Source organism: Marinobacter psychrophilus (assembly GCF_001043175.1).
Taxonomy (GTDB): domain Bacteria; phylum Pseudomonadota; class Gammaproteobacteria; order Pseudomonadales; family Oleiphilaceae; genus Marinobacter; species Marinobacter psychrophilus.
Genome location: NZ_CP011494.1, coordinates 2642996 through 2658330 on the forward strand (window position 1 = coordinate 2642996; position 15335 = coordinate 2658330).

Genomic DNA, 15335 nt, shown 5'->3' on the forward strand with positions numbered 1-15335 from the left:
CGCCACGATACAAACCGCGGTGCCGAGATTGGTGCGGATTCTAACAGAAAAGAACCCGGCGGGTTAATGGCGGGTTCTGCTTAGGTCGCAGAAAGGGGACGGATTTTAAATCCGCCCCCTACTTGAAGGATTGTGCTTACTGCATCAGGCCGGCTTCTTTGTAGTATCTGACGGCACCCGGATGCAGGGGGGCACTTAAGGCATCTGACACCATTTCTTCTTTGTTCAGATTATGAAAGGCAGGATGCAGGCGTTTGAAGCTGTCAAAGTTTTCAAACACAGCGCGTACCACTTGGTAAACCACATCGTCTGGCACGTCTGTAGACGATACAAAAGTGGCTGCAACGCCGAAGGTGGTGACGTCTGCATCGCTACCGCGGTACATGCCACCGGGAATGATGGCTTTGCGGTAGTAAGGATAGTTGTTGATAAGTTTTTTGGTGGCGCTGTTGTCAACGCTGACTATAACGCTATCGCAGGAAGTGGTGGCTTCCTTTACCGCGCCTGATGGATGGCCGACGGTGTAGAAGAAGGCGTCGATGTTGCCATCGCACAAAGCCTGGGACTGATCGGCCGCTTTCAGCTCGGCAGCCAAAGCGAATTTGTCCATTTTCCAGCCCATTTCTTTCATCAGCGTTTCGGCGGTGGCACGCTGCCCGGACTCCGAGTCACCAACTGCGACTCTCTTGCCTTTCAGACCTTCAAAGGTGGTGATTCCCGAGCTTTTGCTGGCAACAACGGTGAACGGCTCCGGGTGCATGGAGAAAACCGCGCGCAGTTTTTTGTTGGCGCCGTCGCCCTCAAACTGGCTGCTGCCGTTGTAAGCGTGAAACTGCCAGTCTGATTGAACGACGGCCAGGTCCAGCTCACCTTGGGCTATGGCGTTCAAGTTGTAGACAGAACCACCGGTGCTTTTAACTGAGCAGCGAATGCCGTGGTCTTTACGGTCCATGTTGACCAGGCGGCAAATAGCTCCACCGGCCGGGTAATACACACCGGTAACGCCACCAGTGCCGATTGTAATGAACCGCTGCTCTTGAGCAGAAACCGTGGCAGAGGCTCCGCCAAGGCTCAGTGCCGCGGTAATCGCCAACACGGAGACTTTCAGTTTCACCGTCATCTTAGTTGTCCTTTTTACTGTCATGACCCTTAGAGCCCCGCAAACGAGAACATCCAGCTTTTGGCGAGCTATTAAAACATAGTCCCACCAGCCGGATAAAAGAATCTAACCACTTTAACCAGAAGGGACACCACGCGCCTGAGTAAAAAGAAAAAACCGCCCTGTCATGACCTGCCAGGGCGGTTTACACAGCTAGCTTTTAGCGCTTGCAAAGCGGGCTTTCTCGCGCATCTGTTCCGGCTTCAGAAGGAAGTGCGCCAGCGCCGGCAACAGCCAGATAGAGCCAATCATGTTCCAGATGAACATAAAGAACAGTAGCAAGCCCATATCGGCCTGGAATTTGATGGGTGAGAAAATCCAGGTAACCACACCAAGGCCCAGGGTAATGCCGGTGAATATCACCGCCTTACCGGTGGAACGCAGGGTTTCAAAGTAAGCTTCCTGCAAGGATTTACCTTCCAGCAGAAATTTCTCCAGCTTGCTGTAAATGTAGATACCGTAGTCCACACCTATACCCACACCTAATGCTATCACCGGCAAGGTGGCCACTTTGATGCCGATGCCGCTCAGGGCCATGATGGCTTCCGCCAGCACAGAGGTAAGCCCCAGCGGAACCACGATGCAAAGCACTGCCCGCCAAGAACGGAAGGTGGCAAAGCACAGCAGGCTGACCACACCATAAACGAACACCAGCATCCAGTCTTTGGCTTTCGCGATGACGTCGTTGGTGGCCGCTTCTACCCCGGCGTTACCCGCCGCCAGCAGGAAGGTATGGTCTTCGTTACTGTTGTTGGCAGCGAAAACTTCCACCGCGTTCACCACGGTTTTCAGGGTTTCGGCTTTGTGATCTTCCAGAAACACCAACGTGGGCGTAAGGCTGCAATCGGTGTTGATCAAGCCGGATGGCGCGTCACGAATCGAAGCGTTGATGATGGTTTGGTTGCGGGAAATGGCGTACCAGTTCCAGTTACCTTCGTTCAGCGCTTTGGTGACGACCTTCGACACGTCCGCTAACGAGACGGTGGATTGCACACCTGGGGTGTTTTGTAACTCCCACTGCAAGGTGTCCATGGCTCGCAACACGGTGTACTGGGTGCACTGTTCGACCGGGGTTTTCACCATAACCACCAGCACGTCAGCACTGGTGGAATAGTTATCGATAATGAAAGCGTTGTCTGTGTTGTAGCGGGAATCGGCGCGCAGTTCCGGGGCGCCTTGGTCTAAATCCCCTACTTTCAGGTCTTGCTTGAGGTAGACACCAACGCCCAGGCCCAACAGTGCGATCAGCACAGATATAGGCGCGGCTTTTGGGCTGGCAAACGCTGACAGGCGACGCCATTTTCGATCGGTTTCTTCACCCTGTTTTTGCACTTGGCGAATACCACCGGCGGTAATGCCGATGTACGACATAAGCAGCGGGTGCAGAACCAGGTTGGTGATGATCACGATAGCCACGCCCAAGCCTGCGGCTATGGCCAGGTCTTTGATGACGTCGATATCGATAAACAGCAGCGTTAAGAAGCCGAAGGCATCGGAAATCAGCGCCAGCATGCCGGGAATGTAAAGGCCCCGAAACGCCAGGCGAGCGGCGTTGAGCGGATCAAAACCGCGAGCAGCTTCTACCGCCATGGCGTTCACCAGCTGCACCCCGTGGCTTATGCCAATGGCAAACACCAGAAACGGCACCAGCACCGAATACGGGTCTAACCCGTAACCCAGTATTTTTAGCGCCCCTAACTGCCAGAATACCGCCACAATGGACGTCAGCACCGGCACCAGAGTGCCGGCGATGCAGCGGGAGTACCAGAACAGTAACAGCGTGGTCAAGGCAATGGTGATGCCGGCAAACCAGGCAATCGCACCAATACCTTCAATCAGGTCGCCGACTTTTTTGGCGAAGCCGACGATGTGAATACTAACGTTCGGATTCTGAGCCTGATACTTGTCCCGAATCTTCTCTTCCAGCTCGCGGGAAAAAGCAGCGTAGTTCAGCGGTTCACCGGTTTGCGGGTCGTTTTCGTAAAGCGGCGCGTACACGATGGTAGAGCGGAAGTTGTCGGATATCAGGCGCCCCACTTCACTTGAACGCAATACGTTCTGGCGCAACTGCTCCAGGCTTTCAGCAGAGCTGCCGTCGTAATTATCCGGAATTATGGTGCCGCCCTGGAAGCCCTGCTCGGTGACTTCTACCCAGCGCACGTTGGGGGTCCATAGGGATTTCAGACCGCTGCGATCAACACCGCTGAGATAGAACACTTCGTCGGTGATCTGGCGCAGAGTTTCCATGTACTCTTCGGTAAAAATATCACTGCCGTCTTTTGTAGCCACGGCAATGCGCACGAAGTTACCCAGGTTCTCTAAATCATCCCGGTATTCCAACATGTTCACAATGTACGGATGCTCTAGGGGAATCATCCGCTCGAAGCTGGCATCGGGCTGAATTTTAACCGCGTTGTAGCCCAGAAATGCGGTCAGCACCGCGAACAGAACCAGTATAGTGACGCGGTTGTTGAAAATCAGCCGTTCCAGAAAGGGCTCGGCTTTGGGTGTAGTGAGGTAGTGTTCGCCTCTTGCATGCTTTGGATTTGTCATTCAACCGCCCCTTGTTCTTCCATACCTGCGTCGCCTTCCACCAGAACTACTCCGCCCTCACCCACCAGCAGCAGACTCTGCGGGCCGTTCACCACAACACCCATCAAGCCCAGGCGATCGGCTCGTAGGGTTTCCCTGAACTCGGCATTGGCGCTGTCGCGAATCACCAAGGTGCCGTTGTTCCCCACCAACACCAGGCGTTCGCCAGCGCTGGCGCCATCATTCAAGGTGGCGCTAGAGCCCGTTTTTAAGCGTTCCCAACTTAAGCCGTTATCGGTTGTGTGCATCACTGTGCCACGCAGGCCAAAAGCTAGAGCTTCGCCGCTGTTGCCAGTGCCGGTCACGCCAAACAGCGAGCCTTCGTAACCGCTGTCGCGGCGATCCCAGGTGATGCCGTTATCTTCAGACACGTGAATTTGCCCGGCTTCGCCAGCAATCACCAGCGCTCCACCACCAATTTTGGTGATGGCATTGAGGTGATATTTATCGGCATTGTCCAGTTTTCGCGCCCAGTCCTGCCATTCATTGCCACCATCATCGGTGTGAAAAATCATGCCGTAGGCGCCAATCACAAAGCCGTGGTCTGCATCTTCAAACCACACGTCCAGAAACGGGTTCACCGGCCCTACCGACAAATCTGCCTGCATGTTTTCGAGGCCAAACACCAAGTCGTCCAGTGCCCATTCCAGATCGCCGACATCGTCTTCGGCTGCGGTTTCAAGGCGCTGTTCTGTCGCCTCAATTTCCTGCTGTATACCGGCAATCGCCAGATTGGCGGCCTGAATACCTGTCATCTGCAGGGCCCAGTTAGACCCGCTATCGCTGCTGTGCAGCACCGCACCACTGTGCCCCACGGCCCAGCCGTGACTGGCCGAGCCAAAATCAACCCCGGTAAGGGTGACCGACACCGGCACGCTGGCTTGGGTCCACTTTTCGCCGCCGTCATCAGAGTAAATGATGTGGCCGCGTTCGCCGACGGCTACCAAACGCTCGCTGTCGCCTGCGCGCGCAACATCGTTGAGCAAACTGACCGTGGCCAGTTCGGTGCTGCGAGCGGGTGTTTCCAGTAAGTCAGCGACGGCGAATGCCGTTGAGGGGGTTAAAACACAAAGCGCGGCCAAGCTGATGGCTGCAGCAAATCCCGGGCAGGCGCAGATGGGACGCCTGTTGCGTATGGCCATTCGATTTCCTATTGCTGATGTTGTTGTATTTGGTGTGCGCAAAGCGCCGCAATAGGTTGAGTGTAGTGTATTTCTAGCGAGTTGCTATCGCCCGAAAGTGCGATTTTTATGGTGAAGCGGGGGATTTGAGGGAAACAGTGGAGACGGACTTGTAAAGCGGGGACGGATTTGAAATCCGTCCCCTGGGTGAAATCCGTCCCCTTGTGCTAAAACGACTAGTCCGCCAGGCTCTTGTACACTACTTCGTACAGATCCCCGGACAGGTTTTCTTTGTCGCGAATTTGCATTAGCGCTGCTTGCATCTGCTGGCTGTACTCGGGGGCGAATTTGCGCCAGCGGGTCAGCGGGCTCACGAGCCGCGCGGCAATTTGCGGGTTGCTGTCGTCTAGTTTGCAGACTTGGTCGGCTAGGAACTGGTAGCCAGAACCGTCCGGATTGTGGAAGTTCACCAGGTTCTGGCCGGCGAAGGCGCCGATCACCGCGCGGATTTTGTTGGGGTTTTTCCAATCAAACGCCGGGTGTTCCAGCAACGCGTGAATGTGTGACAGTTGCCCGGTGCGACGGCTGGCCGCCTGAACCGAGAACCACTGTTCCACTACTTGGGGGTCGTGCTGAAAGGTCTGGTAAAAATCGTTCAAGGTAGCCGCACGATCGTCGTCGTAACCGGAGTTCACAAACGCCTTCAGGGCGCCCATGCGGTCGGTCATGTTGTCGGCGTCGCGATACTGACCTAAACCGAGGGAGCGGCCTTCTTCGTCATTAATAAGCAGCAGCCAGGCCAGCGCGGTGTTTCGCAGGCTGCGACGGGCAACGGCTTCGGGGCCAAGTTGGTAAGGGCCGCTGTCGATGTTGCGGCGGTAGCAGGCCACCAGTTCGTCGCGCAAGGCAATCGCCAGATGCTTCAACACCCGGCGGCGGGCACGGTGAATAGCAGGCACGTCGGCGCCATCCGTCAGTTCGGCCAGATAAGCCACCGTCGGCAGCACCAGCATTTTGGCTACCAGCGCCTGATCCAGATCGGCATCGCTGATCAAGTGGCGAAAAGCGCCTACCAGGCGAGCATCTACGGTGACGTCTTTTGGCGCGCCAATCATCTGCTGGATAACGTCTATGGCCAGGCGCTGGCCCGCGTCCCAGCGGTTGAAGCCGTCTGAGTCGTGGTTCATCAGGAACAGCAGCTGTTCGCGGGTCCACGAATAACTCACCCGCACCGGTGCTGAAAAGTGCCGCAGCAGGGATGACACCGGGCGTTCGCTGAGGCCGTGAAATTCAAAACTGTGGCTGGCTTCAGTGAGCTCCAGCACGCGCTCTTGCGGTGCGTCGCCGCTGGCCAACTCATCGGCACTTAATGCCAGCGCCAAAGCCTCACCGCGGCTGCCCAACAGGCCCAGGGCAAAAGGAATGTGCTGAGGCTGTTTGTCGGTTTGGCCAGGGGTGTCCGGCAGGGTTTGTTTGACGTGCAGGTGATAAACGCCGGCGCTTTCATCGTACTCGTCACTGATCGCCAACTGCGGCGTACCGGCTTGCTCGTACCATAAGCGGAACTGGCCAAGATCGCGACCTGAAGCGTCTTCCATGGCTTTTACAAAGTCATCTGTGGTGACGGCCTGGCCGTCGTGGCGTTCAAAGTACAGATCACTGCCTTTGCGGAACAGATCCGGCCCTAGCAGCGTGTGAATCATACGCACCACCTCGGCGCCCTTCACATAAATGGTTAAGGTGTAGAAGTTGGTGATTTCCATGTAAGACGCCGGGCGCACCGAGTGGGCCATGGGGCCTGCGTCTTCGGCAAACTGGGCGGTACGCAGCACAGTGGCACTTTCAATACGTTTGACCGTGGCCGAGCCCATGTCCCCAGAGAACTGGGTGTCGCGGAACACAGTAAAGCCTTCTTTAAGGCTGAGCTGGAACCAGTCACGGCAGGTAACCCGGTTGCCGGACCAGTTGTGAAAATATTCATGGGCGACAATGGATTCAATGCGTTCGAAAGCCATATCCGTCGCTGTTTCCTGGCTGGCCAGTACGCACGAGGAGTTGAATATGTTCAAGCCCTTGTTTTCCATAGCGCCCATGTTGAAATCATCAACTGCAACGATCATGAAAATGTCGAGGTCGTACTCGCGGCCGTAAGTTTGTTCGTCCCAGGCCATGGCGCGTTTCAGGGAGTCCAGCGCGTACTCGCATTTTTCAGAGTTGCGCGGCTCTACGTACATGCGCAGGTCTACCTTACGGCCGCTCATAGTGGTGAAGCTGTCCTGCTTTTCCAACAGGTCACCGGCAACCAGAGCAAACAAATAGGCCGGTTTCGGAAACGGATCTTCCCAAGTCACGAAGTGGCGGCCATCGCTCAGGTCGCCCTGCTCGACGGGGTTGCCGTTCGACAACAGCACCGGATAGGCGGTTTTATCCGCTTCGATGCGGGTACTGAAGCGGGCCATCACGTCTGGACGGTCCGGGAAATAAGTGATGCAGCGGAAACCTTCAGCTTCGCACTGGGTACAGAACATGGCAGCGGATTTGTACAGGCCTTCCAGACGGGTGTTGTTCTGCGGTTCTATCCAGGTGACTACTTGCAGAGTGAAGTGTTGCGGCACCTGGTTAACAGTCAACAGCTCGTCGCTGACGTTGTAGTTGCTCGGGGCCACAGCCTCACCGTTCAATACCAGACTTTCCAATTTCAGGCTGTCGCCGTGAAGTTGTAGTGGCGCGCCAGTTTCCTGGTTTTCCTGGCAGTCGGGGTTACGGCGAAAAGCCAAGGTGCTGTGCACCCGTGCGCCGTCTTCGAACAGTTCAAACCGCAGGTCGGCGGTGTCTACCAGATAGGCGGGCACCTTGTAATCGCTTAGGTAAATGGTTTGCGGCTGATTGCTAGGCATTGCTGTCTCCCGTGTTCGCCGGTGCGCAGAAGCGGACTTGATAACCGGTGTATTTGCGAATGTTGATCACGCCCGTGTCCAGAATCAGGTACTGGCCTTTTACGCCTTGCAGTACGCCAGACACGCGGGGTGTTTTGTCCAAATTGTGCGATGTTACTTTTTGTGGCCAAACGTCTACCGGGTAGCTTAAACCCAGAGACGGTTCCTGCACCGCGCGGATGCTGTCTGCGCCGTGTTCTGCGCGTAGGGCATCCAGTTCTTCGGCCACCAGGGCCAGCAGTTTGTCGCGTTCTTCAGCCAGGTTCAGCTCGGTGGTTTCGCCTTTCAACATGGTACGCCAATTGGTGCGATCTGCCACGTGGGCTTTGCAGGCTACTTCCACGAAACCGGACAATTGACGGGTGGCAACACGCAACATGGGAATGGCGCCTACTGCGCCTTGGTCAATCCAGCGAGTAGGAACTTGGGTGCCGCGGGTGATACCGACTTTTAAACCCGACGAATTGGCCAGGTAAACTACATGCTCAACCATGCAGTTGGCCTGCCCCCACTCGGGTTCGCGGCAAGTGCCCAGGTGAAAATGACACTTTTCCGGGCTCATGATGCAGCTGTCACAAGATGCCAGTTTGCGCATGCAGGGAAAACAGAAACCTTGGCTGAAGCTTTTTTTGGTGACGCGGTCGCAGTTCATGCAGCGAATAATGCCGTTAAATTCAATACTAATGGGCTGGCCGATCAGTTCGTTCAGTGCAACATGATTATCACCCAGGCGCAGTTCGTATTGCACCGGATTGCCGATAGAATGGCCGGCACTGGCGGGCATTTTGCGCAGGCGGCCACTAACGTCCACCGGATTTACGGGTGCCTGGTTCAAACCTTTACCTCAGTGTATTGCTCGGAGCCGTCGTCATCGCTGTTGTCATTTAAAGAGCCATTTGCAGCGTCATTTTTTGCAGCGTTTTTGGCGACTTTTTTCTGCATCCGCACAGTGGGGTCGCAATCGGTACCGGCTTTGGCGCCGCGGTCTATGTAACCCGTGCGATCTTCTTCCGGCATGTTGTGGGTATTTTCGTAGTGAATCACCGCTTCCAGACTGATGGAGCGTTGCTCACGGCTAACTTTGCGGCCATCGGGCCATTTACCCAGTTCAATAGACTGACGCAGGCTGCGGTAGACGTTCGGATCTAACCGTTCAATCAATTCTTCGTAAGTCATGACACAGACCTCCTGAAACAAGCTTTAAAAAAGACTATCAATAACCTTTGACATATGAGAACGATAACGATTATCATTGCTTCACCAAATGGCATCAAGCAACACGGTCGTTCATTTGGCGTCTCTCTCATCAGAGCTATTACGCTCTCTTAATGCCCCACCTTTTGGTGGGGTTTTTTTATGCTTTTCGCCTGCCCGGCGGTGACAAAACTACAGCGACTATTAAACCCGCCACAAAACCACCCAGGTGGGCTTCGTTGGCCATATTGCCCATGCCCAACATGTTGGGCAGCGGGGTAAAGCCCAGAACCATCCACGCCAGGGCGAAAGTGATCAGCGCCGGCGGAAACTGGAATCTGGGCAACCGCCGCTGACTTAGCCAGCAATAGCCCATAATGGCGTAGACCACGCCCGACAGGCCGCCAAACAGCGGGCCGGTAACCAGGTACTGCAGGCTATTGGACAGCAGGCTGGCCACCAACGCCAACACCAGCAGCCGGGTACGGCCGTCTATAAACTCGATCTGACTGCCCAGAAACCACAACATCACCGAATTGAAGATGATGTGGGGCCAGCTAAAGTGCAGGAAGTCTGGCGTAATCAGGCGCCACACCTGCCCTTTCGACAGGGTATCCAGCAACGCATTCAGACGGTCAGCCAGGCTGAACCATTCGTACTGGCGCGGGTCGATGACCATTAAGCCGGCAGCCAGTTCGTTGCTGCTCATGGAGGTGAGCCACACCGTAACCACCGCAATCACAATGAGGCTGATTACCACCGGTGCATGACCGGGGGACGGTTGCCAGCGGCCGTTGACGATGGGAGAACGACGGCCGGGTTTCATCTGTTGATCGTCCATTAGCGTGCCAAACTGTCTTCACTGGTGGGGTAATTACGTTGATCAATGTCGTTAGGCCACTGTACATCTACCCATACGAATTTATCCGCCGACAAGACTCTTTCGCCGTCCATACGATAGGCCGCAAGCTTGCCGTATTTTACTGCACTGAAGTCAACACAGGCCACATTGGATTTTAGTTGTGACGGTTTGCCGTCCATCCAGTAATGGCCCACAAACACCGGGGGTGCATCCAGCGGATAGCTCAATAGTTGGCGATGTTCATCCGCCGTTAGCACATGCGCTGCCACGTCTGCGGGCAAGGGGTCGGGTTGGAATACCACGTCGGCGTATGTATGTGGGTTGTCTGCCCAGAACTTGGTGCGAAAAAACTTGCGTACAAATCCGTCACTGCCGGTAATTGCGACACCTTCCGGCAAACGCAAATCGGTGCCGCGCAACAGGGTGTCCATCACTTCGCCGGGGAAGGAATCATTCACCGACGAGGCGTGCAGAAAATCTTCAGTGATGCAGCCGTCAGGGTGTTCCTGGCGGAATCGACTAATCAGGCCATTGTCCCAGCAGGCGTGCACGGCGCGAAAGTGTTCGTCCTCTATAAACAGCGGGATGGTGTAAAACCACGCCAGGAAGTCTTTCCACTCGCCGGGGTGGGCTTCAAACTGCTGCAGGGTTTCTTTGATCAGGCGGTTGTGGCGGGGTATGTGCTCTCGCAGGAAAGTACGGCCGCTGCCTGGGCGGGCACGGGTACAATAACCCAGAGCATTGTACTCGTGGTTGCCCATCACAATGCGGGCTGAGCCACGCTCGACCATGTCGCGCACCAGGTGCAGCGCTTCGCGGATACGCGGGCCACGGTCGATAATATCGCCGATAAAGATGGCCTGTCGGCGCTTGTGCTCGTACACGCCTTTCACCTTGGCATAACCCATCCGTTGCAAAAGGCTTTCCAAGGTAAGCGAACAGCCGTGAATATCGCCAATAATGTCGTAGCCGCGGCAGGGATTGCTGGACGGTGTGGCCATGTTCAACTCGCTGTTGTGTTGCTAGCCCAGCCAAGTTTATCTCGGCAGGTGGCGTAAAAGTTGTGATCAGTTGGGTGAATTAGACGGATTTTGAACGGTTTCTTACTGATGCGAATAATGTCACCCGGCGCGCAGGCAATGTTCATCTGGCCGTCAAAACTGACCTGCGGGTAAGCTTCGTTTGTTTCGCCAATCACCAGTTTTATTTCGCTGCGACCGTCCACCACGATAGGGCGGCTGCTGAGCGTGTGCGGGAACATCGGCACCAACACAATGGCATCCAGCTTGGGGTGCATAATGGGGCCACCGGCGGACAAGGAATAAGCTGTGGAGCCGGTAGGCGTAGCGACAATAAGGCCATCGGAGCGCTGGGAATACACGAAGTGGCCATCAATAAATAGGTCAAAGGCGATCATGCGGGTGGATTTGCCCGGGTGCAGTACCACATCGTTCAGCGCCGTGCCAAAGCCCAAAGGTTTGCCGTTCCGCTCTACGTGGCCGTCCAACAGAAAGCGGTGCTCTACAATGTATTCGCCCTTCAGCACTTTGCTCAGGCGCTCTTCCAGATCGCTGGGGGAGATATCGGTCAAAAAACCCAGACGGCCGCGATTAACGCCCAACAAGGGTATTTTGGACTTGGCCAGTTCACGGGCAGCACCTAATATGCTGCCGTCGCCACCGACAACAATCACCAAATCACAAATTTCACCTAGCAGCCTTTTACTGGCGACCTGCTGGCCGTGGCCAGGAAGTATGCTGGCCGTGTCTTCTTCCAGAATTACCTGATAATTGTTGGCGACCAGATATTGTTTGAGCTGGCGCAGGGTTTCAACCACCTTAACGCTGCCCATGCGGCCAATAACACCAATGTTGCGGAATTGCTCCATGGAATTTCCTGTTGTTCTGCCGGGTCGCCATTCTAAAGCTGGCAACCCGCTAGTACCAGCTTGCAAACTGGCGTCTCGGTATTGGCAGTTTGAGCGTGCCAGTTTGAGAATGCCAGTTTGAGAATGAACAGCAATAAAGAACGGGCGTCGAGCGCCCGTAAAAACGTCTGATACTGAAGCTGGGGCTTTACAGCTCGGCGGCTAAGTAGCAGCCCTGGTTGATGGCGCGTTTGGCGTCTAGCTCCGCTGCCACGTCGGCACCACCAATCAGATGCGTCGAAACATTGGCCGCTTCCAGTTCTGCCTGAAGCTCGCGCATTGGGTCCTGACCTGTGCAGATGATGATGGTGTCCACCGGCAACAACTTGTCTACGCCCTGCTCCGCATGCTTGGCAGTAACGGTAATGTGTAGACCTTCGTCGTCAATCTTGCGATAGATAACGCCCGGAATCATCTGTACTTCACGATGTCTGAGTGATGTACGATGAATCCAGCCCGTTGTCTTGCCCAGGTTCTTACCAATTTTCGAGGTTTTGCGTTGTAGCAAATACACCTGGCGCGCCGGCTCTGGCAGCTGGGCTTTTACGCCCTTCACACCACCACGATGCTGGCCACTGAAATCTACGCCCCACTCTTTCATAAATTCGTCAGTATCCAGCGCGGCGGAAGCGCCCTGATGGGTAATGAACTCGGACACGTCAAAACCGATTCCGCCGGCGCCGACCACCGCAACCCGCTTGCCCACGGGCTTGCGATTTTTCAACGCATCCAAATAGCTGATAACACTGGGGTGTTCAATGCCCTCGATGTCTGGCATGCGCGGCTGCACGCCGGTGGCCAGTATGACTTCATCATAACCGCCAGCAATCAGATCCTTGGCGCTAACGCGGGTGTTCAGGCGCACGTCTGCATTGTGTTTTTTCAACATGACGCCGTAATAGCGCAAGGTTTCGTAGAACTCTTCCTTGCCGGGAATCAGTTTGGCAATATTGAACTGACCGCCAATTTCCTCAGCCGAGTCAAACAAGGTGACCCTATGGCCACGCTCGGCAGCCACTGACGCGGCCGCCATACCTGCCGGGCCCGCGCCTACCACCGCGATGTTTTTTGGGTTGGCAGTTTTCACGTAATTCAGTTCAGTTTCGTGACAAGCCCTTGGGTTAACCAGGCAACTGGTTAGCTTGTTGCTGAAAGTATGATCCAGACAGGCCTGATTGCAGCCGATGCAGGTGTTGATTTCCTGAGAGCGATCTTCGGCGGCTTTTTGTATCAGTTCGGCATCGGCCAGAAAGGGCCGCGCCATGGACACCATGTCGGCGTCGCCTTCAGCCAGAATTTTTTCAGCCACTTCCGGCATGTTGATGCGGTTGGTGGTAATCAGTGGAATGCTGACTTCGCTCTTCAGTCGCGCAGTGACTTTCGAAAAGGCGCCACGGGGCACAGACGTCGCAATCGTGGGTATGCGCGCTTCGTGCCAGCCAATGCCAGTGTTAATAAGGGTAGCGCCGGCTTTTTCGATCTCTTTCGCCAACTGCACCACTTCTTCCCAGGTGCTGCCGTCTTCAATCAGATCCAACATCGACAGGCGATAAATCAAAATGAAGTTCGGCCCTACCCGTTCGCGCACACGGCGCACAATTTCGACAGGCAGGCGAATGCGGTTTTCGTAACTACCGCCCCATTGATCCGTGCGCTGGTTGGTGTGAGCCACAATAAACTGATTGATGAAGTAGCCTTCAGAACCCATGATTTCGACGCCGTCGTAGCCGGCTTTTTGGGCCAGCTGCGCGCACACGGCGTAGTCTTCGATCTGTTTTTCAATACCGGCTTCGTCCAGCTCTTTGGGAGTAAACGGATTAATAGGCGCCTGAATGGCAGACGGCCCCACCAACGCCGGTGAGTATGCGTAGCGACCGGCGTGCAGGATCTGCATGCAGATTTTACCATCGGCCTGGTGCACGGCATCGGTGATAACCTGGTGTTGCTTAACTTCGTCGTCGGTGGTCATTTTTGCAGCGTGCTGGAATACGCCGCCTTCTTCGTTGGGCGCAATACCGCCGGTGACAATCAGAGCCACGCCGCCACGGGCGCGCTCAGAGTAAAACACGGCCAGGCGTTCAAAGCCGTTTTTGGCCTCTTCGAGGCCGGTATGCATAGAGCCCATCAACGCGCGGTTGCGCAGCTTGGTAAAACCCAGGTCCAATGGTTCTAACAAGTGGGGGTATTTGCTCAGCCCCGGCGTAGCCGCTGCGTTAGGATTGGTGGCGGTCGTCATAGTCATGCATCTTCCTCGTCATCAGGCTTATGTTTTTTGTATAAGCTACCCTTGTGTTCGCAGTTCAACAATATCCTAAGGGTACAATTTGCTATCCTTGAATGACTTTTAGACGACCACTGTGTGGCTCTTTGAAAAGCGCGCTAAGCGACACTCTACAAAATCGGTTAAGTAGATCTCTAAACACTCTCTTTTTAATAGCTTGAACCAATGTTGACAACAAAGACTACCAAGCCCAAACCAGCTTACGCTCTAGGTGACATAAGCGTGCTCTACGCTGCGGTGCTGTTGCGTGCCGCCGCTGCAGAAGGCGCAGACGCCGCGGGGCTGGCGCATCGGTTTCGGCTAGACGCACAAACCCTGGAGTCGGCCGAGGCACGCATCAGCATTCCCCACTACATGCGCTTGGGCCATGCCACCATTACCGAAACCGGCAACCGCGCTCTGGGTTTACGTATGGGGGCGCTGTCACGACCTGTCGATGCGGGTTTGGCCGGGCTGGCTGGCGAGTGCGCAGCCAGCGCCGGTGTTGGTCTGAGCACACTGATTCGCTATGCACTGCTCACCAGCCAAAACAGCCGCGGTTTACCCGAGGTACAAAGTGCAGCTCGCAAGGCGGTGTTCTATTCAATCCGCCCCTATAACGACTACAACTGCTTTGTTGTGGATTCGGTTCTGGCGGCCTGGACCCAGTTTTTACGAACCCTGACCGGCGATTATGGCGTGCTGGAAAAAGTGCAGATTGAGTACCCGTCTCAGGGAATGGACGAGCTGTATGAAAGCTGGTTCCGCTGCCCGGTGCAGTTCGACGCCGCTGAAAACAGCTTGGTGGTAAAAGCCGACACATGGCAACAAGCCCCGCGCCAAACCCAACCGGCCATGCACGGCGCAATGGTTCGGCAATGTGAGCAGCAATTACAGCAAGTGCAACGGGGCTGGACGCTCCAACAACAAGTGCAATACTGCTTAACACCGCTGTTTCAGGGCGAAACCCCGGCTTTGGGCACCGTCGCCGCAAAACTGGGCCTGACACCATGGACCCTGCAAAGGCGACTGGCCGCCGAAGGCATAAAGTATAAAGATTTAGTCGACAACACCCGCCAGCAACTGGCCGCGGACTACCTGCGCGAAACCCGCCTGTCGCTGGCTGAGGTGTCGTGGCTGTTGGGCTTTGCGAATCCAGCGGCTTTTCATAAGGCTTACAAGCGCTGGTTTTCGGTAAGTCCCGGAGAACACCGTAAGTGGCTGGCTGGCCGGGGGCAAGGAAGTCGGGGGCCAGACCGGGAACAGATTTGAAATCTGTCCCCA

Annotated in this window: 11 protein-coding genes; 1 reads left to right on the top strand and 10 read right to left on the bottom strand. The window is 55.4% G+C overall.

Annotated features, from left to right (window positions below; all coding sequences use genetic code 11):
* Positions 1–136 precede the first annotated feature (136 nt).
* The 10 genes from ABA45_RS11885 to ABA45_RS11930 form a co-directional block, all read right to left on the bottom strand.
* Positions 137–1120: a TAXI family TRAP transporter solute-binding subunit gene (locus tag ABA45_RS11885; RefSeq protein WP_048386368.1), complete on the bottom strand. Its 984-nt coding sequence runs from the start codon at positions 1118–1120 to the stop codon at positions 137–139.
* Between the two features lie 192 nt (positions 1121–1312).
* Positions 1313–3712, bottom strand: a complete 2400-nt coding sequence (locus tag ABA45_RS11890; protein ID WP_048386370.1) for an efflux RND transporter permease subunit — start codon at positions 3710–3712, stop codon at positions 1313–1315.
* Positions 3709–4893 (bottom strand): WD40/YVTN/BNR-like repeat-containing protein, encoded by a 1185-nt coding sequence (locus ABA45_RS11895; RefSeq protein WP_048386373.1) that lies wholly within the window; start codon positions 4891–4893, stop codon positions 3709–3711. The genes ABA45_RS11890 and ABA45_RS11895 overlap by 4 nt, the downstream gene beginning before the upstream one ends.
* A 215-nt stretch (positions 4894–5108) precedes the next feature.
* Positions 5109–7769, bottom strand: coding sequence for an aminopeptidase N (gene pepN / locus ABA45_RS11900; protein ID WP_048386375.1), 2661 nt, complete (start codon positions 7767–7769; stop codon positions 5109–5111).
* Positions 7762–8643 carry a DUF2797 domain-containing protein gene (locus tag ABA45_RS11905; protein ID WP_084708337.1) on the bottom strand — a complete coding sequence of 294 codons (882 nt, stop codon included), beginning with the start codon at positions 8641–8643 and terminating at the stop codon, positions 7762–7764. The genes pepN and ABA45_RS11905 overlap by 8 nt, the downstream gene beginning before the upstream one ends.
* Positions 8640–8984, bottom strand: a complete 345-nt coding sequence (locus ABA45_RS11910; RefSeq protein WP_048386377.1) for a YeaC family protein — start codon at positions 8982–8984, stop codon at positions 8640–8642. Before ABA45_RS11910 ends, ABA45_RS11905 begins: the two co-directional genes overlap by 4 nt.
* 178 nt (positions 8985–9162) lie before the next feature.
* The gene (locus ABA45_RS11915; RefSeq protein ID WP_048386380.1) at positions 9163–9843 is read right to left on the bottom strand and encodes a rhomboid family intramembrane serine protease; all 681 of its coding nucleotides are present in this window, start codon (positions 9841–9843) and stop codon (positions 9163–9165) included.
* Positions 9843–10865 (bottom strand): metallophosphoesterase, encoded by a 1023-nt coding sequence (locus ABA45_RS11920; protein ID WP_048386382.1) that lies wholly within the window; start codon positions 10863–10865, stop codon positions 9843–9845. Before ABA45_RS11920 ends, ABA45_RS11915 begins: the two co-directional genes overlap by 1 nt.
* 2 nt (positions 10866–10867) lie before the next feature.
* Positions 10868–11752, bottom strand: a complete 885-nt coding sequence (locus tag ABA45_RS11925; RefSeq protein WP_048386384.1) for an NAD(+) kinase — start codon at positions 11750–11752, stop codon at positions 10868–10870.
* Between the two features lie 187 nt (positions 11753–11939).
* Positions 11940–14033, bottom strand: coding sequence for an NADPH-dependent 2,4-dienoyl-CoA reductase (locus tag ABA45_RS11930; RefSeq protein ID WP_157035550.1), 2094 nt, complete (start codon positions 14031–14033; stop codon positions 11940–11942).
* Positions 14034–14237: 204 nt separating this feature from the next.
* Here ABA45_RS11930 and ABA45_RS11935 point away from each other — a divergent pair, with 204 nt between their 5' ends.
* Positions 14238–15323: an AraC family transcriptional regulator gene (locus tag ABA45_RS11935; protein ID WP_048386386.1), complete on the top strand. Its 1086-nt coding sequence runs from the start codon at positions 14238–14240 to the stop codon at positions 15321–15323.
* The last annotated feature ends 12 nt before the right edge of the window (positions 15324–15335 follow it).